Consider the following 19,439-nt stretch of genomic DNA (forward strand, 5'->3'; position numbering starts at 1 on the left):
TTCAGCACTGGAGAATGATTTGTTAGCAAAACAAAATTAAAATTGGAAGTTAGTTTTTGGTCTAAAAATCTGAAATCTGACTTCTTAGATCTAGAATAGAAAAAATAGAAATGAAAAGTTTAGACATTCATAAAAGTGAATATTTAAAACAGTTTAAAGACCAGACCTACGGAAGGAATCTTTTCAGAACGCAGGAAGAAGAAAGACTGGATGCTCCCAATGAGGAGTGCGGGATCTTCGGATTGTATTCTGATAATGATCTGGATACGTTTTCCCTTTCACAGTTCGGACTTTTTGCTCTTCAGCACAGAGGACAGGAAGCCTGCGGTATTTCCGTTTTAAAAGATGGAAAAATTACCAATATGAAAGATGAAGGACTGGTTTTGGACGTTTATAAAGAAATTCAGGAACCTGAGACTTTTATGGGAAATTCTGCAATCGGTCATACCCGTTATACCACTGCAGGAGACAAAAAGAAGTATAATTTCCAGCCGTTTTTCGCGAAAAACGAATATGACCAGATTATACTTTCTATAGCGCATAACGGTAACCTTACCAATGCCAGAGAATTAAAAAATGAATTGGAAGCTGAGGGCGTAGTTTTCAGAGCAACTTCCGATTCTGAGGTTATTTTAAGATTAATCCAGAAAAATCTTGATTTAGGGCTTCGTGGAGCGATTAAAGCAACCATGGAGAAAATTGAAGGCGCTTATTCCGTAGTGGGAATGACGAGAAATAAATTCTTTGCCTTCAGGGATTTCAACGGAATCCGTCCTTTGGTTTTAGGAGCTGTTGACGAAAAAACGTACGTTGTAGCTTCTGAATCTGTTGCACTGGATGCTGTGGGAGCTCAGTATGTTCGTGATATCCTTCCGGGAGAAATTATTTATACCAATGAAAATGAGCCGGGAAAACTTCATTCCTATATGGTAAACGAAGAAAAAGGAAAACAAAGAATATGCTCTTTTGAATACATTTACTTTGCAAGACCGGACTCTACTTTGGAAAATATCAATGTATATGAAATCAGGGAGAAATCCGGCGAAAAGATCTGGGAACAGGCGCCTGTAGATGCTGATGTTGTAATTGGAGTTCCTGATTCAGGAGTTCCGGCTGCCATAGGCTTCTCTAAAGCTTCAGGAATACCTTTCCGTCCGGTTCTGATCAAAAACAGATACATCGGAAGAAGTTTCATTGTTCCTACGCAGGAAATGAGAGAAAGAGTAGTTAATCTTAAGCTTAACCCGATCATTTCTGAAATCAAGGATAAAAGAGTAGTGATCATTGACGATTCTATCGTAAGAGGAACTACTTCCAAAAGACTGGTAAAAATACTGAAAGATGCAGGTGTAAAAGAGATCCACTTCAGAAGCGTTTCTCCACCTATTATTGCACCATGCTATTTAGGAATAGATACGCCTTCAAAGGATGATCTGATTTCAGCCAACATGACTACTGAGGAACTTAGAAATTATCTGGGGGTAGATTCATTAGAATTCTTAAGCACAGATAACCTGAAAGAGATTTTAGGATCTTCCAACCACTGTTTCGGATGCTTTACAGAAGAATATCCTGTAGGAAAAGGAGAGGAGGTAGAATTATTCAATTAGTATTTTATTGATTTGAAATAAAAATAAAGAAGCCGGGTTATAATGCCTGGCTCTTTTTGTTTTTATAAATGTATCAAAAGCTTAATATTCCTGTATTATACAATAGAAGGGCAAACTTTATTTTTGTTAAATTAAATTCAGGATATGAAAAAAGTATTTTTAGCAGGAGTTTTTCTGGTATTTACTCAGTTATATTTCTCTCAGTCTTTCGATAAGCAGGCGCACCGCGGAGGAAAATCTTTGTACCCGGAAAATACCATTCCGGCAATGAAAAATGCCCTGAAAATGGGTGTTACGACATTGGAAATGGATCTGGCCATCACGAAAGACAAAAAAGTAATTCTTTCCCATGATGCTTTTCTTTCCCCTGAATTAGTAACAAAACCCGATGGAACCTATATTCCGAAAGATTCCGGTTTTTACTATAAAATCTATGATATGCCTTATGCAAAAATCCGGACATTTGATGTAGGTTTAAAGAAACTTAACAATTATCCTGATCAGAAGAAGATGAAGGTTCAGAAACCTCTTTTCTCAGACGTAATAGATGTATGTGAAACTTATGCCCGTGAACTGAAAAGGCCTTTACCTTTCTATAATATAGAAACCAAAACACGCCCGTTCTCCGATTATATATTTCATCCGGAGCCAAAAGAATTTGTAGATCTGATGATGAAGATCATTGTAGAAAAAGGAATTCAGAAGCGGGTAATTATCCAGTCATTTGATCCCAGAACCCTGGAGATTATTCATAAAGAATATCCTGAAATAATGACTGCTTTGCTGGTAGAAAGAGTTGATGACAAGAAACTGGCCCAGCAACGGAGTCACTTCGAAAATATACCTGCAGAGAAATTCAGACAGTATCCTGATCACCTGAATGGAGTAAAAGGAGATATGAGATTTCTAAGTTTCACCCCAACTATTTACAGTCCGGAGCATACCCTTGTTACTTCAGAACTTATAAAAGAATGCCATGCATTGGGGATGAAAGTGATACCATGGACCGTCAATACCAAAGAAAGATTAAAAGAATTACAGGATATGGGAATAGATGGAGTCATTAGCGATGATCCGCGAATATTCGAATAAGGCTTTATATTATTTTCTTTAATTAAATGAAATAGCCGGAAGAAAATCCTCCGGCTATTTTATATAATGCAGTAATCTGCATTTTGGGGTTAAAAAATTGGTTGTATCTGATTAGAATTTGTAATTCAGACCTAGCTGAAATGCTCTGTGGTTCAATGGTTCAGTACCTTCAGGCTTTTGGTTTCTCATATCCGTAAGACTGTTGATATATCTTGCATTGATCCCGATATTTTGAGTAATATCATACCCAAGACCCAAACCTAGCCCTAAATTAAACTTATTAACAGTATCCTTATTAATATCCTCAGAATTAGATACAGACTGGGTTGTTGTAACACCTCCTGTTGTTGTAGAAATAGTACTGTTTCCAGAATTTTTTCCATTAATGAAATAACTGAACTCAGGTCCTGCTTCTATATAAAACTTCTCTGTAGGTCTCATCTGTACCATCAAAGGAACCGAAATATAGTTCATGGTAGTTTTGTAGTCACTCTTTGTCTTGATGTTGGTATCACCAGTTGTTACATCAGTAGAGGAGATCACACTTTTTGCCCCTAATTGGTTATATAAAACCTCCGGCTGCAAACTGAATTTCTGAGAAAGTGGAATATTAACTAAAACTCCGGCATGGAATCCGATTTTCTGGTTATTAAGGCTTAATTTCTGCTCACTGAAGTAAGAAGAGTTTCCTCCTGCCTTAATACCGAATCTGATTGGTTGTTTTTCTTTTTTGATTGGTTCAGGGTTTACTGTTTTCGTTTCTTGTGTTTGTGTTTCCTGAGCAAACGTCATCATGCCAGCAGCAACTGCCAACCCTAGAAATAACTTCTTCATAATTTTATTTTTTAATTTTACTATTTTACTTCTCATCTGATTTTTCAATCAGACTTGATTTATTTTGCAAAATGCTTGCCAAAGTTGGAAAAGCCTTGTATGAAGGGTGTTACCGACGGTTTTAGGGATTGCTTTATTGGTGCTTTTAACTGTTTTTTATGAAAATTTATATTATGAAAATCCTGTTTTTTAAATAATTTTAAACTTAAATAAACTTTATGTTAATGATTAATGGAATGCCAAAACCTGAAAATATATCATAAAAAATATTGAGAGGATTAATGCTTTTAATGAGATTCAAGAAAGAATATTCCGGTAAACTAACTTCATTTATCTGATATTTTCTTGCTGTGATTCCAAAGAAAGATGAAGAACCTTTAAATCCTGAATCAATTTAAAAATAAATGCAGGACTATTCATTGTCTGTTATTTTACATCTTTCCACCATTGTTTGAACACTTGTGAACTGTCATTCAAATCTACCAGTTCTCCTATCATTGGTGTTGCAAGCCGGTAAGGTTTTGCTTTTGATAATGCTGTAATTTGCTTCAGCGGTTCATCCCATGGATGCTTGGCTAAAGTGAACTTGGAATGGTGAACAGGCAATAAATTTTTAGCTTTTAGTTCCGTGGCTGCCAAAGCTACTTCTTCAGGCAGTTCATGTACAGACTGCCATGCTTTATTGTATTGTCCGCATTCCATAATAGCCCAGTCAACAGATGGATATTTTTCTGCAATTTTTTTGAAACGGTCGGTATAACCTCCATCTCCGCTGTAATAAATATTCATAGTTGGAGACTGAATGAAAAATGACAGCCACAAAGCCTGCGAGCTTGTGAAATTTCTTCCTCCATCATGGTGTGTGCTTTCGGCATAGATGGCAAAGCCAGGTTTTATCTGTGTTTTATCACCCCAGTCTTTTTCCACGATCTGCTGAGGGCTATAACCCCATTTTTCATAATGAGCACCTGCTCCGAGACCACATATCACATGCTTTACTTTAGGCTGTAATGCTTTTACTGTTTCATAATCCAGATGATCATAATGGTCGTGCGAAAGGAGCATATAATCTATCTCAGGCATATCAGCTGCTGTATAAATATCGCTGCCTTTGTAAGCTTTTACGCTTCCAGGTAATGGTGATGCATTTCCGCTGAAAATGGGATCTACCAGAATTTTCACACCATCCAGCTGTAAAAAGAAAGAAGAATGCCCAAACCATACAATAACATTGCGATCTGCAGGGATTGTTTTCAGGTTTGTTTTTATTGATGGCAGTACATCTACAGGTTCTGTATGCGGGTATTTTTTTGTCAGGGCTTTCCAGATTTCTCCTGTAAAGCTGTAACCATCAGAAATAGTTGGTTTCTCTATAAAATTTCTAAATTTTCCATTTTTGTAATGAGGCGATTTTTTTACCATTTCCAGTCTTTTACCTTCAGGTAATGCTCCGAACTGGGGCTGTTTCATATAAAAGTAGGTGATAATGGTGAAGATTGCCATTATACATAACAAAACGATGAGTGTTCGTTTGAGTATTTTTAAAAACCGTTTCATAGCTTCGTCTGTAATTTTATATCTTTTACTTCCTGAATAGTATATATTAAATCAGAATGTCCGTTTTCATCAGTCAGTTTTGTGACATTGATCATTATTATTTTCATCGTTTTTATTTTATTAAATTCATCATTATAAATTGTTTACAGCACCTAAACCAGATTTTTTGACAGAATAGGTTTTTTATCCCGTAATCATATTGCTTTTTCACTGTTTACCCTTTTTGTTATTTTCCAATAAGAGGCAGCGGTTTCCAGTTTTGGATTAAATATAGCCAATAATTTAATAAACTAATTGGGTAATTCTTTAGAAGGAAATTTACCTGACTTTTTATTCAGATCCTTTTTGGCAATAAAAATACCGGGCTCATGAAGAGCCCGGCATCCGCTTTGAAAATATATATAATATTATTTGAATTTGTAAGCTATACCAACCTGAAATGCATTATTTCTAACGGCATCTCCTTCATTGGGTTTAAAAATATTCGTTATACCTGCTGTAAACCTTGCTGTTGCTGCAAGATTCTGGGTAAAGTAATATCCGGCCCCGATACCGATCCCAAAATTGAATTTGTTGTACAGTTCCATAGGAACCTTATTTGAGAAACTTTCATGAGTTGTGGATATTGAATTTCCTGATATCTCTGTATAAGTTTCGTCTCCTTTTGATTTACCACTCAATAATAGCCCGAATTCAGGACCTGCTTCTACATATAGCTGAGGAAGGATATTATACTGTACCATTACCGGAAGGGTAATATAATTTAAAGTCAATTTATAATCATATTCCTGGGTAAATCCATAAGACCCGGAATAATAACTGTATCTGTCTGTTAGTTTTGAACCCAGCTGGCTGAAAAGAAGCTCAGGCTGAATACTGAATTTCTCAGCAACCGGAATGTTGGCAAATACTCCTGCATGAAAACCTGCCTTCATTTTCTCATTACTATTGTAATCGTAGCTATCATCTGATTGAGTCAAAGTAGATGCATTTAATCCTGCTTTAACTCCGAATGTTACCGGAGAAGAAGATTTGGTTTTTTCTTGTGCATTAGCAAAAAAGCTTCCTGCAAATGCCAATCCTAAAATTAGTTTTTTCATGATTTTTAAAGTTTAAACTTGTCTTTCACAGCGCAGCAAAATTCCCGCCAAAGAGAATAAAGTGATAAAAGTCATGATTAAGGCGAAAAGGTCAGGCTTAAATGAATAAACCTGACCTTTTCTATTGAAATCAATTTATATATGAAGAAACTTTTGCTGTAAACATTAATTAAAATGTTAAGTTTTACAGCTGATTTTATATAGGCAAACTCCTTGCCAAAAATGCTCAGTTAACGATTAGATAATAAAAAAAACCGAATTAAATAAATAATCCGGCTTTCTTATTGAATATAAAATTTGTTTTCTGAATGTTGAAGCTTACTATTTGAATTTATAAGCTAATCCTACCTGGAATACGTTGTTTCTAATTGCATCTCCAGAATTATCTTTAAAAGTATCTGTTAAACCAGCAACATATCTAGCTGTAATTCCAAAGTTTGGAGTGAAGTAGTAACCTGCACCAAGACCGATACCAAAGTTGAAAGTTTTTAAATCATCTTTGTAGTTATCAGAAGTGGTAGAATCTCCGTTGTTCTCGTTTTTGATTTTGTTTTTTGCACTCACCATAAATCCGAATTCAGGACCTGCTTCTACATAAAGATTAGGGATCAGGTTATACTGGAGCATTACCGGTACTGTGATATAATCTAATTTAGTAGAAGATGAAAATTTGCTTCCAAATCCAGTATATTCTGATTTAGCACCATACTGAGAGTACAATAATTCAGGTTGAACACTGAATGATTCCGCTACCGGAATATTAGCAAATACACCTGCGTTGAAACCGATTTTAGATTTTTGATCATCTAAACCTTCGTCTTTAGAAAGAGAAGATACGTTCATTCCACCTTTTACACCAAATGTTACCGGGTTAGAAGAAGATGTAGTCTTTTGAGCGAATGCCAGTGAACTTGCAGTTACTGCTAATCCTAAAATTAACTTTTTCATAACTTTAATTTTTTTAATATTTTACTATTTCTAATTTTAAATTTTACTACCGCCAAACTTTTACTACTGAGTTTGACGCAGATTATCTTTCAAATTGCTTGCCAAAGACAAAACACATGATAAAAGTCAGTAAAAAAAGCAACTTAAATAATAAGCTGCTTTTTAGTAATTTATTGATTTTTAGTTAATTGATAAAACTATTAAACGTTTGTTTAGAAATAATCTAAATTATCATCTTGTTAAAATTATAGATAGAAAAGAGACTTTTACATAAATAAATTACGCATTATTTAGTTTTCTATAAAAATCCAGAGACTTTAAAATGTTTTCCTGACTGCATTGATGATCATAAGTACATGAGCCTATTCCGGAAAGGAGTGAGAAATTGATTTTACTGTCCGTATTCTTTTTGTCATTCATTAAAAGAGCAGTAATACTTTCATCGGTAAAATCATTTATATCAAGGTAAGGGTAGTACCTCTGAATGTTTTCAATAATTCCGGCAGCATCCTGTTCGGAGATAAGATCTTCAAGATAAGCCAGATGAGCTTCACAGATCATTCCCATGGCAACAGCTTCACCGTGAAGAATAGGGTTTCCCTGGCTAAGGCACAGGCTTTCTACGGAATGTCCAATTGTGTGCCCGAAATTCAGGGTTTTTCTGATGTTTCTTTCATGAAAATCTTTTTCCACTACATCCTGTTTGATATCCATTGAAGTCTGAATATGCGGGACTACCGCTTCCACATCAAGTTTATGAATCTGAATAAGACTTTCCCAATGAGCCTTGTCTGCAATGAGGCCGTGTTTCAGCATTTCGGCAAAACCACTTCTTAATTCTTTAAAAGGAAGTGTTTCGAGAAATTTAGGATAAATAAAGATCTGTTCAGGGAAGGCAAAAGTTCCCACCATATTTTTATAATGCATAAGATCTATCCCTGTTTTTCCTCCGATAGAAGCATCACACATCGATAGAAGGGTGGTTGGGATATTGATAAACTGAACTCCTCGTTTGTAGGTAGATGCTACAAAACCGCCCATATCCGTGATCACACCGCCGCCAAGATTGATGACAAGGGCTTTTCTGTCTGCCTGCATTTCGGTAAGAATCTCCCAAAGCTGGTTGGCTGTCTGGATGTTTTTCATTTCTTCCCCTGCCTCAACTTCTAAAATTTCAAAGCCTAAGTCTGTCTCCATATTGCCTAAGAGAACAGGAAGACAATATTCATGGGTGTTTTCATCAACCAAAATAAAAATCTTGCTGAAAGATTTTTCGTGAAGGAAGTTATTTAATTGAGAAAAATCATCGTTTAATATTGTTATCATTATTGGAGTTTCTTTAAAATTAAAATAAAACTATTCTGCAAAGTTATGATTCTTAATTTTTAACTCGTAACTAAATTACTATCTTTGCAGAAATTTTTAGAATGAGCAGAGATAACAATAATTCAGAAAGGCCAAAAAGACCAAGAACTTCAACCAGAAAAACTTCTGATGATTCTCGTGCTTCTAGATCTGGAAATTCTTCAGGATCAAAACCTTTTAAAAAATCTTTCCCGAAAGCTGGTGAAAGAAATTTTGACAATAAGGGAAATAATTCAAAGTTTGAACCGAAATCTTTTAAAAGAAGTTCTGCCGGCAGAGATGAAGATTCTGCGGATAGAACTGAAAGCAGAGCTTATATCACCAATTCAAGCGAAGGACGTGAGAAAAAGACTTTTGGCAAACCGGCTCCAAAAAGAGGTGGAAAAAGCTTTGATACCAGAGACAAGTATGAAAGAGGCAGCCTGAAATACGGAAGAAGACCATCCAACGGAGATGACAAGAATGATGATAAGGCAAGATCTTTCGTACAGAAAAGAAGGCTGAACAAGATTGAAAAAGATGTTCATAAAGACACTATCCGTCTTAATAAATATATTGCCAATTCCGGGATCTGCAGCAGAAGAGAGGCTGATGAACTGATCACACAAGGACTGGTAGAAGTAAACGGACAGGTGGTAACTGAAATGGGATATCAGGTTCAGAAGACTGATAAGGTAGTCTTTGACGGACAGGGTATTACACCGGAAAAACCTGTATATGTACTTTTAAATAAACCTAAAGGATATATTTCTACAACTAAAGATGATAAAGCAAGAAAAACCGTAATGGATCTTGTTGCCAATGCATCTCCTTATCGTTTATTCCCTGTAGGAAGGCTGGACCGTTCTACTACCGGAGTTATTCTTCTAACGAATGACGGGCATATGACGAAAAAACTTACGCACCCTTCTTTCGATGCTAAAAAAATCTATCATGTAACTTTGGACAAAAAGCTTACCCATGAAGATATGAAACTGATTGTTGAAGGTATCCGTCTTGATGAAGGAGTAGCAGTAGTAGATCAGATCTCTTTCATTGAAGGGAAGCCTAAAAATGAAATCGGGATTGAAATTCATATCGGATGGAACCGTGTGATCAGAAGAATTTTCCAAAGACTTGGATATGAGGTGGAAGCTTTAGACAGAGTGATGTTTGCAGGCCTTACAAAGAAAAACATCAAACGTGGACACTGGAGAATCCTTACAGAACTGGAAGTGAATAATCTTAAAATGCTTCAGTAAGTAATGATAGTTCTGAAAACTGAACTTATCTTTATGAAGCTATAAAATTAAAGGCGCGGAAATAAAATTTCTGCGCCTTTTTATATGAATATAAGTTGAAACAATTGATTGCGTCAATTCATTTACCGGAAACTATCCTAAAACCGTAACTCCTTTCTGGAGCATTTCATAAATAGCATCTCTGCCATTGTCCGGTTTTACATTAACAGCTTTTGTTCCGTTGAAATGAAGACATGTGATATATCCGTTTGCCACAGCATCCTGAGCTGTAAATTTAACACAGTAATCCATTGCAAGTCCCACAATTTCAACTAACTGGATGTCATGATATTTAAGGAAATCATCCAGACCTGTTTTCATAAAATGGTTATTATCCTGAAATCCGCTATAGCTGTCAATTTCTGTATTCTTCCCTTTTTGGATAATATGGGTTACTTTATCCCTGTTCAGATCCTTATGGAATTCTGCTCCGAACGTTCCCTGAATACAGTGATCCGGCCACATAAACTGAGGAACACCGTTCAGGATAATACTTTCACCTACTTTTCTGTTATTGTTGCTGGCAAAACTTTTATGGTCAGCGGGATGCCAATCCTGAGTAAGGACAATCTGGTCGTATTCATTTTCCTCCATCAAAACATTGATGTAAGGAATAATTTCGTTGGCTTCCGGAACTGCTAATGCGCCGCCTTCACAGAAATCATTCTGTACATCTACGATTATTAACGCTTTTTTCATATTTAGATTTCTCGAATTTTGATAAAAATACTCAAAAAACCGTCCAAAACTGAATTATCGGACAAATCGGCCATAATTTTTTTGAAATTAGTATCAGTCTTTGTTTAAAGACTATCTGTTTCAGGATATAAACCAAATATCAATAGCTTATCTTTGCAGCAAATAAATATTTATGTCATTTGAATCTCTAGGATTATCACACAATATCATTCGTTCTGTAAACAAATTGGGTTATCTGAAGCCATTTCCAATACAGGAGCAGGCCGTCCCGGTTATTTTACAGGGAAAAGACCTGATGGGAATTGCCCAGACAGGTTCCGGGAAAACAGCATGTTTTGTGATGCCGATTTTAGAAAAACTGCAGAATTCAGAAGTTAAGAAAGATCGTAATGTACAGGTTTTAATATTGGTTCCTACCCGTGAATTAGCCATTCAGATTGATGAAGTTTTCAGAGCTTTTACAGAAAACCTGAAACGAGAGATACGTACGATGGCAGTTTATGGCGGGGTCTCTATCAATCCGCAGATGAAAGGAATGTTCGGGGTAGAAGTTCTTATTGCAACACCCGGCCGTTTATTGGATTTGATTGACCATAATGCGTTAAGTATTTCAGGAATTCAGCATTTGGTAATTGATGAAGCGGATAAAATGTTTCAGCTGGGTTTTGGCGAAGAAATGAACAAACTTTTCGCGATGATGCCTGTAGTGAAACAAACCACTTTGTTTTCTGCAACTTTAAATGATAAAGTTTCTGAAATGAAGGAGCGTTTATCTATTAATCCTGTAATCATTGAGATCAAAAAGGAAGAAGTTGAGATTGATAATATTGAGCAATTGGCTTATCATGTTTCTCCTGAAAATAAAGGGCCTTTTCTGCGTTATTTGATTAAAGAAAAGAAAGTTGAAAAAGCTTTAATTTTTGTTTCCTCTACAAGATCTGCAGATAATTTAGTGGAAAAGCTTAAAAAGAATAAAATTAAAGCAGTAGCTATTCATAGCCAGAAATCGCAAGGTGCCCGTAGAAATAATCTGGAAGAATTCAAAGTAAATGGAGCACAGATTTTAGTAGCTACAGACTTAATTGGCCGTGGTATCCACATTGAATCTTTACCGTGTGTTATCAACTACGAACTGCCACGCTCACCTCTGGATTACATTCACCGTATTGGCAGAACTGGACGAGCCAACGAAAAAGGAACTGCCATCAGTATTCTGACGGATGCTGAATTACAGCATTTCAGGGTTATTCAAAAGAAAATGGGCAGGAAAATAACTTTACAAAGAACAGAAGGTATTGATCTGCATGGTTATTAATATCAGAATAAAAAAGCTTCAATTTAATAGAATTGAAGCTTTTTTATTCGGTGAAGACATTCTGTTTTGTAAACTGCAACCAATACAATTAACGCTTTCTTCATTTTAGATTCTTGAATTTTTGATAAATTTACACGACCATTATAAAAAAACTGTCCAAAAATTAATGACCGGACAAAACTGTGACGTTAAAATTTAAAATTAATAGAATGAGCAATTTAGAACAGAAGAGATTTCCCATAGGTGAATACCAGCAGCCTGAAAATATCTGTGATATCAAGCTTGATGAGTATATTAAAGTCATCAAAAACTTTCCTGACAAGCTTAAAAACTTAGTAGAAGACTTTTCTGATGATCAATTGGATACTCCTTACAGGGAAGGTGGCTGGACTGTTCGGCAGCTTATTAATCATATTGCTGACAGCCACATTAACAGTTTTATCCGTCTTAAATTAGCCTTAACAGAGGATAATCCTACCATAAGACCTTATGATGAAGCCAAATGGGCAGAGCTTCAGGACAGTGTAAATATGCCGATAAAGCCTGCGATGAGAATGATAAAAGGAACGCATCAGAGATGGGCTGCTCTGCTTAAGACCCTTACAAATAAACAGTTCGAGAGAACTTACCATCATCCTGAACAAAACCAGGATTATGATCTGAGAAACTATCTTGCTCTGTATGTCTGGCATTGTAATCATCATTTTGCTCACATCGAAAATCTGAAGAGGGAAAAGGGGTGGTAAAGAAAAGTCTGCACAATCCGATTTATTTTGAGGAAATTATTCACAGAATTTCTTTGCTTAATGAAAATACTCCGCGAAGATGGGGGAAAATGAATGCTTCCCAGATGTTAACACACTGTGATCTTGTTCTTAAGGTAGCTTTAAGGAAGGTTGAACTTCCTAGGATTAATATCTTTTTTGAAACCATAGGAGTGGTAACCAAAATAGAAATGCAGATTTTTAATAACGGAATTCCCCGAAACATGCCTACTTTTCAAAAACTAATCGTTAATTTTGGGTGTGATTTTGATGTATCAAAAACCAATCTTCTGAATACACTGAAAGATTTCCGGACAGCATCTGAAAATAAAGATCTTCCGGGCTGTCACAGATTATTCGGGAAAATGAATGAAAAAGATTGGGGATTTTTAGAATACAAGCATCTTGATCACCATTTAAAACAATTTAACGTATGAGTTTTTTTGATAAAATATTCGGAGGTAAAGAGGCGGCCCCTGATCATAAATCTTTCTGGAAAAAATTGGAAACTGTGGGAGATCTGGCCAATGCAATTGAAAACTCCCATCACCATAGAATTGCTATATTCAAACATTCAACGCGATGCTTCATCAGCAAAACTGTATTGAAAAATTTTGAGAAAGAAATAGATAATTTAGATAATAAAGTAGAGTTATATTACCTAGATTTGCTGGAACATAGACTGGTTTCAAATAAAATATCTGAAGATCTAGGAATCAGGCATGAAAGCCCGCAGTTGATCGTAATTGAAGATGGGAAGGTCATCAACAGTGCATCACATGAAGACATATCCACAAGCCAGATTGCATAATGAAGAATATAAACACTTATTTAGCCAAAGTATTAAATGTTCCTATAGAAAAAGTGAACATGTGCAGTTTACACTATGAGGTAAAGAAAATTCCTAAAAATCAGTTTCTTTTACAGTATGGTGAAATCTGCAGGCATATATTCTTTGTGGAAAAAGGGTTGCTTAAAATGTACTCCATAGACAAGAACGGAAAAGAACATATTATTCAGTTTGCTCCCGAAAGCTGGCTGATTTCCGACCGAAGCAGTCTTTATTTTAACGAAAAATCCATTTACTATATTGAAGCCGTAGAAGATACGGAAGTCCTGTTTCTTCATCCCGACTTCTTCAACAAACTTGTAGAACAGTTCCCGAACAGTATAGAAAGAAGTGATTTCCTTCTGCAAAAGCACATCAGAAGCCTTCAGAACAGGATCAATTCTTTACTGGGCGAAACTGCAGAAGAAAGATACATGAAATTCATTAAAATGTATCCTGATCTTCTTCTCAGAGTGCCACAATGGATGATTGCTTCCTATCTTGGTATCACCCCTGAAAGTTTAAGCAGGGTAAGAAAGGAACTGGCCAGAAAAAACTTTGTTCCAGACAGATAATATCAGATCTTTTTCGCAAGATTTCCGACCTGCTGCAGGCATAATCTGGTTTCTTCCGTCCATGGCAGTCCAATACATAAACGCATGCAGTTTTCAAACTGATTCTGAAGGGAAAACATTCTGCCGGGAGCAATGCTAATGTTCTGTTTAATAGCCAGATCATAAAGTTCAGTTGTGCGGATATTTTTATCGAATTCTACCCAAAGAGAAAGACCTCCTTGCGGGCGGCTTGTTTTTGTGCCTTCAGGAAAATATTCTGCTATGGTTTGCACATAATTCTGATAATTATTCTGAAGCGCCCTGCGCATTTGCTGGAGATGCTTTTCATATCTCCCTGACTTGAGGAAATTGGCTACAGCTTCATTAACAATAGAAATAGATGAAGTAGAATGGAGCAGCTTAAGCTTCATGATTTTATCTTTATATTTTCCCGGAGCAATCCATCCTACACGGTATCCCGGAGCCAATGTCTTTGAAATGGAGCTGCAATACAGTACATTTCCGTCCTTATCAAACGATTTACAGCATTTCGGACGGCTGGACCCAAAATAAAGATCACCATATACATCATCCTCAATCAGAGGAATATTGTTTTCAGAAAGTATTTTTACAATTTCTTTTTTATTCTCATCCGGCATACAGCTTCCTAACGGAGAGTTGAAATTAGGAATTAGCAGACACAGATTAATTTGTGGAATTACTTTTCTTAAAGCTTCAATTTCAATGCCTGTAGTTGGATGGGTAGGAAGTTCAAGCACATTGAGCCCCAAACCATTCGCCAATTGTAAAATACCTGGATAGCAGGGACTTTCAATCGCAATGGTATCACTGGGTTTCCCTAAAGCCATGAGACAAAAGGAGAGTGCATTCATACCACCGTTTGTAGTAACCAGATCATTTTCACTGAGATTTCCACCCCATTGTAACGACCGGACAGCAATCATTCTCCTTAATTTTAAATTTCCCTGAAGTTCCTCATATTCTGTCCCGCCTTCTCTTAATTCGCGGGTTGCATTGATGATTTCTTTCTTTAATTTAGCCTGTGGGAGAAGATCTCCCGAAGGAATTCCGATAGAGAAAAAGGTAAGTCCTTTCTTGCCCATATTCTCATAAACCTTGCTGATCAGTTCATCAGGCTCATCATTATTGGCAATTAAAGACGGACGGCTTACTTCCGGAAGAGGAAGTTTTACAGACATCAGCCTGCTTACAAAATAGCCGGACTGTGGCTTGGATTCAATTAAAGATTGTGATTCCAGCTCGAGAAAAACACGTTTGGCTGTATTCATACTTACCTGATGTTCCTGACACAACATTCTTACGGAAGGAAGTTTGTCACCTGCCTTCAGTACGCCATTGCGGATCTGGGAAGCAATTCCGTCAGCAATTTCTGTATAGATAAATTCTTTGCTCATTTTTTGAACTGTGCTCATGCAAATATACAAAACTGAGACTGTGTTTATCCATTTCTGATTTCTAATTTTGAATAATCAAAAAAATAATGAAAATGATGACAAGACAGATATCTAAAGATGAAAATATAAGCGGATGGATTAATGGTTTTATAGGTGTAGTATTATTTAGTGGCGGATTGCCTGCTACTAAGTTAGCCGTAATGGAAATGAGCCCTATTTTTGTAACAATAGTCCGTGCCGCTGTTGCAGGAATATTAGCTTTTATGGTTTTATGGATCGGTAAAGAAAAACGCCCTGTTAAAAGCCAGCTAATTCCCTTGCTTTTGGTTTCTCTTGGCTGTGTAGTGGGTTTTCCGCTTCTGTCTGCGCTGGCGCTTCAGTATCTTACCTCTGCCCATTCTATAGTGTTTTTGGGAATGCTGCCTTTGGCAACTGCAGTATTCGGGGTTTTTCGTGGAGGAGAAAGGCCGCATCCTATATTTTGGTTCTTTTCGGTTGCAGGAAGCCTCCTGGTCATCGGCTATGCTGTTGCGCAGGGAATTACAGCTTCTCCTGTAGGGGATATCCTTATGCTACTTGCCGTTATTTTGTGTGGAATGGGGTATGCTGAAGGAGCTAAACTATCCAAAACTTTAGGCGGATGGCAGGTAATTTCCTGGGCTTTAGTAATTGCACTGCCCATTATGATCCCTTTATTCTTTATTTATTTTCCTGATAATATTGGGACCGTTAGTTTTCAGGGATGGTTTGGAATGGCCTATATTTCTTTTTTCAGTATGTTCATTGGATTTATATTCTGGTATAAAGGTCTTGCACAGGGAGGTATTGCTACAGTGGGACAGCTGCAGTTGCTGCAACCCTTTTTCGGACTGGGACTGGCTGCATATTTCCTTCATGAGCAGGTTAGTATAGGAATGCTTGGTGTTACTGTTGGGGTTATTTTATGTGTGGCAGGGACTAAAAAATTTGCGAAATAATTTAAGGCTAAAAAAATAGTTATCACAGATTGAAAGCCTGCTTTAATAAAAGCAGGCTTTTACTATTCTGAGTATTTGTATTGTTTATTAATTTTACCAATATATTAATCTATAAATTATTTCTACCACAAAAATTTAATTAATAGTATAATTGTGGCGTATTTTAGTAATCATTTAAGCTTTATTTAACTATTTAAATAATCAACAGGGTTCAATATTTGCATTCAGTAAATAAATTTCTAATTTAATTTCAGTGCATAAGAAATAAAGAAGTCATTATGAAAACAATAAGCTGCATGAATATAGACGAAGAAGTTCTGTATTCATACGGAGGAGAACTTAAACAATATAAAAAAGGTGAGATTATATACAGAGAAGGAGATTATGCTGTTTATTACTTCCAGATCCTAAAAGGAAAGGTAAAACTGAATAATTATGATAGTGAAGGAAAAGAACTCATCCATAACATTTTTGGAGAGAAACAGAGCTTTGGGGATTCAATGCTCTTTTTGGATAAGTTTTATCCGATGGATGCAACCTGCATTATACCTTCAGAAATTATAAGAGTACCTAAGGATCAGTTTCTGAAATTAATAAAAGTGGAACCTAAACTTTCTTTGGAAATGAATGCATGTCTTTCTCAAAGGCTTTATTTCAAGGCGATTATGCTGCAGAATATGGCATCTCTGAATCCTACTTCGAGACTCACCGGACTTCTGAATTATCTGAAGAGTTATCATGATGACAGCTGTGGAAGCTGCTTCCATGTAGAGCTTACAAGACAGCAGATTGCCAATCTGCTAGGATTGCGCGTAGAAACAGTGATCAGGGCCCTGAAAAAAATGGAGAAAGAAGGAAATATTACTATAGAAAACAGAAAACTAATTTATTAATAAAGGCTTTTATGACCTCGATCATAAAAAAGTGAGTTATTCAGGCGTATATTTGAGATATCGAGTTTCAACACCATTCTTAAGACCTCAGTAAGGGCAGTTAAAGCTTTTAGCTTTCAGACAAATTATAAATTCAAACTTATTTGCTGTACAATTTTGAACAGCAGTTGTACTGTGATACTCATTCTTATTAATTTATAGAATTCGGTAACAAATACTGAAAATTACAGCAGTTCAAAGAAATTGATGTTGAAAAAAAGCAAGGCTAAAACCACAGTTACTCAAATATATGGATTGCCAAAAGATTATAAAACTCTGAACATAAAAACTTCATTAAACTATTTTGAGAAATATTTAAAAATTTCCGATAACTGATAACCTTTAAGAATATGATATTTGAAAATGACACTTTAAAGCATTCCGGATTGAATGATAAGAACAATGTGATAGAGAATGAATCTCTGTTTCCGAGCGTGATCAATTTTTACGGAGTTACCGCGTTCCTAATCAAATCATTGGAAAAGATAAAAAATAATGCAAAATGTGATATTCTGAAAAACGTAATCGACACCTATACCAAAGAATATATTCTGAACATCCGGGAGTATCATAATGAAAGAACCTCTTCTCCGTCCAATCTGAAGAATACAGAAATAAATATTGAAAATACATCCTTCACTCTATATGCCAAAACAGCATATTATAAAGTATTAAAAGAAGAAGAATATCTCAGCAAACTGTTAAGTACTCTGGAAAAGGGCAGAACAGGAACAGAATGATTGTAGTTTTACTTTTTAACACCTTCACACCACTAAATATCTAAAATTATGGAATTTCAGAAAAGTCTTTTAGAATACATAAGCCAGTCTCTCATGACCGCAGGTGAGACAATTTCCATTGCAGAAAGCGTTACATCAGGATGCCTGCAGCTGGCTTTTTCACAAATGCCCAATGCCACACTGTTTTACAACGGTGGAATGACAGCCTATACACTGCAACAAAAAATAAAACTCCTGAATGTAGAAAAAGAAGAAGCCGAGGAATGCGATTGTGTATCAGAAGCCATTGCCCGGACCATGGCCCTTAGTGTAGCCAAAATATTTGATTCTGACTGGTCAATTGCTACAACAGGTTACTGCACGCCAATCAGAAACTCATCATATAAAATCTTTACCTATTTTGCCTTTTCCTATAAAGGAGAAATTATCCTGACCAAAAAACTGGAACTGCATCCCAAAACACAAGCTCTTAATGCCCAGTTATATTATACAGAGTTTATTCTTGGATGCTTTAAAAGCGAAATTAACCAGCTCCTGATCTTAAAATAGTTTCTGATGAATGAATTAAAAAGTAAATCTTAACTGATCTTTTTCACTTTAGGTTTTGTTTTCATAATCGAATAGTAGGAAGTGGTAAAAGCGGACAGGCTCTGATAACCGACTTTATAAGCAATCTGACTTAAAGTATACTGCTGTGTGTCAAGCAATTCTATGCTCTTCAGTATCCTTACAAGCTGAAGGTATTTCTGAAGGGTAATTCCTGTTTCATTTTTAAATATTCTCTGAAGGCTTCTTACGGACATCTTTGCTTTTTCTGCCAGTTCATCAGCATGTAAGCTGTATTTAAAATTTGATTTGATATAAGTACAAACGGGAATAAGCCTTACATCAGAAGGAACAGGAATCTCAAGATAGCTGCTTTCCTTGCAGAAATTTGGAAGACTTTTTAAAATAGCTTTAAAGAACAGATCCTGCTCTTCATCTTCTTCAATCAGCTGATTCCATTTGGAAGCATACAGAAGCATTTCTTTCAAAACCGGAGGAACTGCAAAAACATGAACATTCCGGTAAAATTCATCATTAAAAACAGTTTTAAATAAAAAGACCATTAAATTGACCGTTTTTGCCTCCGAGGTAATTCTGTGTGCTTTTCCAGAAGGAATCCAGATGACATGATGCTGTGGTACAATATAGATTTTCTGTTCAATATGAAAATACTGGTATCCTTCCTCCACAAAAGTAAGTTGGGCACGTTGATGAGCATGTTCATGATCGTCATGTTTCCAGTCTTTTTCACACCAGACATAGGCTTCTTTTTCAATAGTATCTACAAATCCGCTGTTGGTCTGTTCTTTTAAACCGCATTTTATCATGTCGTTCTGCATGGAATTTTTGGCAAATTTAATA

The 19,439-nt window shown here is 36.0% G+C and carries 20 protein-coding genes; 12 read left to right on the forward strand and 8 right to left on the reverse strand.

Features of this window, described 5'->3' with window-relative positions; genetic code table 11:
- Window positions 1-110: 110 nt before the first annotated feature.
- Window positions 111-1,610 carry an amidophosphoribosyltransferase gene (purF, locus tag ACQWU4_RS01440; RefSeq protein ID WP_429933983.1) on the forward strand — a complete coding sequence of 500 codons (1,500 nt, stop codon included), beginning with the start codon at window positions 111-113 and terminating at the stop codon, window positions 1,608-1,610.
- A gap of 144 nt (window positions 1,611-1,754) precedes the next feature.
- A complete protein-coding gene (locus tag ACQWU4_RS01445; protein WP_429933984.1) occupies window positions 1,755-2,702 on the forward strand; it encodes a glycerophosphodiester phosphodiesterase family protein in 948 nt (315 codons plus the stop codon).
- A 111-nt stretch (window positions 2,703-2,813) separates the two neighbouring features.
- Here ACQWU4_RS01445 and ACQWU4_RS01450 read toward each other — a convergent pair whose 3' ends face one another.
- From ACQWU4_RS01450 to aroB, 5 genes are all read right to left on the reverse strand, one after another.
- Entirely contained in the window at window positions 2,814-3,536 is a 723-nt protein-coding gene (locus ACQWU4_RS01450; RefSeq protein ID WP_429933985.1) for a porin family protein, read from the reverse strand.
- A gap of 426 nt (window positions 3,537-3,962) precedes the next feature.
- Window positions 3,963-5,006 carry an MBL fold metallo-hydrolase gene (locus ACQWU4_RS01455; protein ID WP_429933986.1) on the reverse strand — a complete coding sequence of 348 codons (1,044 nt, stop codon included), beginning with the start codon at window positions 5,004-5,006 and terminating at the stop codon, window positions 3,963-3,965.
- 494 nt (window positions 5,007-5,500) lie between these two features.
- The gene (locus ACQWU4_RS01460; protein WP_429933987.1) at window positions 5,501-6,193 is read right to left on the reverse strand and encodes a porin family protein; all 693 of its coding nucleotides are present in this window, start codon (window positions 6,191-6,193) and stop codon (window positions 5,501-5,503) included.
- A 321-nt stretch (window positions 6,194-6,514) separates the two neighbouring features.
- A complete protein-coding gene (locus ACQWU4_RS01465) occupies window positions 6,515-7,141 on the reverse strand; it encodes a porin family protein (protein ID WP_429933988.1) in 627 nt (208 codons plus the stop codon).
- Window positions 7,142-7,420: 279 nt separating this feature from the next.
- Window positions 7,421-8,467, reverse strand: coding sequence for a 3-dehydroquinate synthase (aroB, locus tag ACQWU4_RS01470; protein WP_429933989.1), 1,047 nt, complete (start codon window positions 8,465-8,467; stop codon window positions 7,421-7,423).
- Between the two features lie 101 nt (window positions 8,468-8,568).
- On the opposite strand from aroB, the gene ACQWU4_RS01475 reads away from it, so the two are divergent.
- Complete coding sequence (locus tag ACQWU4_RS01475) at window positions 8,569-9,747, forward strand: pseudouridine synthase (RefSeq protein ID WP_429933990.1); 1,179 nt, start codon at window positions 8,569-8,571, stop codon at window positions 9,745-9,747.
- Between the two features lie 132 nt (window positions 9,748-9,879).
- Here the strand turns inward: ACQWU4_RS01475 and pncA are convergent, their stop codons facing one another.
- Entirely contained in the window at window positions 9,880-10,485 is a 606-nt protein-coding gene (gene pncA / locus ACQWU4_RS01480; RefSeq protein WP_429933991.1) for a bifunctional nicotinamidase/pyrazinamidase, read from the reverse strand.
- Window positions 10,486-10,657: 172 nt separating this feature from the next.
- Between pncA and ACQWU4_RS01485 the strand changes: the two genes are divergently transcribed.
- The 5 genes from ACQWU4_RS01485 (at window position 10,658) to ACQWU4_RS01505 (ending at window position 13,968) form a co-directional block, all read left to right on the forward strand.
- A complete protein-coding gene (locus ACQWU4_RS01485; RefSeq protein ID WP_429933992.1) occupies window positions 10,658-11,800 on the forward strand; it encodes a DEAD/DEAH box helicase in 1,143 nt (380 codons plus the stop codon).
- 209 nt (window positions 11,801-12,009) lie between these two features.
- Window positions 12,010-12,546 (forward strand): YfiT family bacillithiol transferase, encoded by a 537-nt coding sequence (locus ACQWU4_RS01490; RefSeq protein WP_429933993.1) that lies wholly within the window; start codon window positions 12,010-12,012, stop codon window positions 12,544-12,546.
- Window positions 12,540-13,001, forward strand: a complete 462-nt coding sequence (locus ACQWU4_RS01495) for a DUF1569 domain-containing protein (RefSeq protein WP_429933994.1) — start codon at window positions 12,540-12,542, stop codon at window positions 12,999-13,001. The genes ACQWU4_RS01490 and ACQWU4_RS01495 overlap by 7 nt, the downstream gene beginning before the upstream one ends.
- Window positions 12,998-13,375: a bacillithiol system redox-active protein YtxJ gene (gene ytxJ, locus ACQWU4_RS01500; RefSeq protein WP_429933995.1), complete on the forward strand. Its 378-nt coding sequence runs from the start codon at window positions 12,998-13,000 to the stop codon at window positions 13,373-13,375. The genes ACQWU4_RS01495 and ytxJ overlap by 4 nt, the downstream gene beginning before the upstream one ends.
- The gene (locus ACQWU4_RS01505) at window positions 13,375-13,968 is read left to right on the forward strand and encodes a Crp/Fnr family transcriptional regulator (protein WP_184159821.1); all 594 of its coding nucleotides are present in this window, start codon (window positions 13,375-13,377) and stop codon (window positions 13,966-13,968) included. The genes ytxJ and ACQWU4_RS01505 overlap by 1 nt, the downstream gene beginning before the upstream one ends.
- 2 nt (window positions 13,969-13,970) lie before the next feature.
- Here the strand turns inward: ACQWU4_RS01505 and ACQWU4_RS01510 are convergent, their stop codons facing one another.
- The gene (locus ACQWU4_RS01510; RefSeq protein WP_429933996.1) at window positions 13,971-15,383 is read right to left on the reverse strand and encodes a PLP-dependent aminotransferase family protein; all 1,413 of its coding nucleotides are present in this window, start codon (window positions 15,381-15,383) and stop codon (window positions 13,971-13,973) included.
- 92 nt (window positions 15,384-15,475) lie between these two features.
- Between ACQWU4_RS01510 and ACQWU4_RS01515 the strand changes: the two genes are divergently transcribed.
- The 4 genes from ACQWU4_RS01515 to ACQWU4_RS01530 all read left to right on the forward strand — a co-directional run bounded on the left by ACQWU4_RS01515 (window position 15,476) and on the right by ACQWU4_RS01530 (window position 18,581).
- Window positions 15,476-16,360 carry a DMT family transporter gene (locus tag ACQWU4_RS01515; protein WP_429933997.1) on the forward strand — a complete coding sequence of 295 codons (885 nt, stop codon included), beginning with the start codon at window positions 15,476-15,478 and terminating at the stop codon, window positions 16,358-16,360.
- 278 nt (window positions 16,361-16,638) lie between these two features.
- Window positions 16,639-17,253: a Crp/Fnr family transcriptional regulator gene (locus ACQWU4_RS01520; RefSeq protein WP_429933998.1), complete on the forward strand. Its 615-nt coding sequence runs from the start codon at window positions 16,639-16,641 to the stop codon at window positions 17,251-17,253.
- 389 nt (window positions 17,254-17,642) lie between these two features.
- Window positions 17,643-18,032, forward strand: a complete 390-nt coding sequence (locus ACQWU4_RS01525) for a hypothetical protein (protein ID WP_429933999.1) — start codon at window positions 17,643-17,645, stop codon at window positions 18,030-18,032.
- A gap of 48 nt (window positions 18,033-18,080) precedes the next feature.
- Entirely contained in the window at window positions 18,081-18,581 is a 501-nt protein-coding gene (locus ACQWU4_RS01530) for a CinA family protein (protein WP_429934000.1), read from the forward strand.
- A 29-nt stretch (window positions 18,582-18,610) separates the two neighbouring features.
- Here the strand turns inward: ACQWU4_RS01530 and ACQWU4_RS01535 are convergent, their stop codons facing one another.
- Window positions 18,611-19,417 carry a helix-turn-helix domain-containing protein gene (locus tag ACQWU4_RS01535; protein ID WP_429934001.1) on the reverse strand — a complete coding sequence of 269 codons (807 nt, stop codon included), beginning with the start codon at window positions 19,415-19,417 and terminating at the stop codon, window positions 18,611-18,613.
- Window positions 19,418-19,439 lie beyond the last annotated feature (22 nt).

Origin of the sequence: Chryseobacterium sp. MIQD13, assembly GCF_050496705.1 — a bacterium.
In the GTDB taxonomy this organism is placed as follows: Bacteria; Bacteroidota; Bacteroidia; order Flavobacteriales; family Weeksellaceae; genus Chryseobacterium.

Bases quoted from the DNA above. Each gene is read 5' to 3' on its own strand.
- ACQWU4_RS01510 (WP_429933996.1), bottom strand. From the start codon at position 15,383: ATGAGCAAAGAATTTATCTATACAGAAATTGCTGACGGAATTGCTTCC.
- ACQWU4_RS01485 (WP_429933992.1), top strand. From the start codon at position 10,658: ATGTCATTTGAATCTCTAGGATTATCACACAATATCATTCGTTCTGTA.
- ACQWU4_RS01465 (WP_429933988.1), bottom strand. From the start codon at position 7,141: ATGAAAAAGTTAATTTTAGGATTAGCAGTAACTGCAAGTTCACTGGCA.
- pncA (WP_429933991.1), bottom strand. From the start codon at position 10,485: ATGAAAAAAGCGTTAATAATCGTAGATGTACAGAATGATTTCTGTGAA.
- purF (WP_429933983.1), top strand. From the start codon at position 111: ATGAAAAGTTTAGACATTCATAAAAGTGAATATTTAAAACAGTTTAAA.
- ACQWU4_RS01455 (WP_429933986.1), bottom strand. From the start codon at position 5,006: ATGAAACAGCCCCAGTTCGGAGCATTACCTGAAGGTAAAAGACTGGAA.
- ACQWU4_RS01530 (WP_429934000.1), top strand. From the start codon at position 18,081: ATGGAATTTCAGAAAAGTCTTTTAGAATACATAAGCCAGTCTCTCATG.
- ACQWU4_RS01460 (WP_429933987.1), bottom strand. From the start codon at position 6,193: ATGAAAAAACTAATTTTAGGATTGGCATTTGCAGGAAGCTTTTTTGCT.
- ACQWU4_RS01535 (WP_429934001.1), bottom strand. From the start codon at position 19,417: ATGCAGAACGACATGATAAAATGCGGTTTAAAAGAACAGACCAACAGC.
- aroB (WP_429933989.1), bottom strand. From the start codon at position 8,467: ATGATAACAATATTAAACGATGATTTTTCTCAATTAAATAACTTCCTT.
- ACQWU4_RS01505 (WP_184159821.1), top strand. From the start codon at position 13,375: ATGAAGAATATAAACACTTATTTAGCCAAAGTATTAAATGTTCCTATA.
- ACQWU4_RS01445 (WP_429933984.1), top strand. From the start codon at position 1,755: ATGAAAAAAGTATTTTTAGCAGGAGTTTTTCTGGTATTTACTCAGTTA.
- ACQWU4_RS01475 (WP_429933990.1), top strand. From the start codon at position 8,569: ATGAGCAGAGATAACAATAATTCAGAAAGGCCAAAAAGACCAAGAACT.
- ACQWU4_RS01490 (WP_429933993.1), top strand. From the start codon at position 12,010: ATGAGCAATTTAGAACAGAAGAGATTTCCCATAGGTGAATACCAGCAG.
- ACQWU4_RS01525 (WP_429933999.1), top strand. From the start codon at position 17,643: ATGATATTTGAAAATGACACTTTAAAGCATTCCGGATTGAATGATAAG.
- ACQWU4_RS01450 (WP_429933985.1), bottom strand. From the start codon at position 3,536: ATGAAGAAGTTATTTCTAGGGTTGGCAGTTGCTGCTGGCATGATGACG.
- ytxJ (WP_429933995.1), top strand. From the start codon at position 12,998: ATGAGTTTTTTTGATAAAATATTCGGAGGTAAAGAGGCGGCCCCTGAT.
- ACQWU4_RS01520 (WP_429933998.1), top strand. From the start codon at position 16,639: ATGAAAACAATAAGCTGCATGAATATAGACGAAGAAGTTCTGTATTCA.
- ACQWU4_RS01515 (WP_429933997.1), top strand. From the start codon at position 15,476: ATGATGACAAGACAGATATCTAAAGATGAAAATATAAGCGGATGGATT.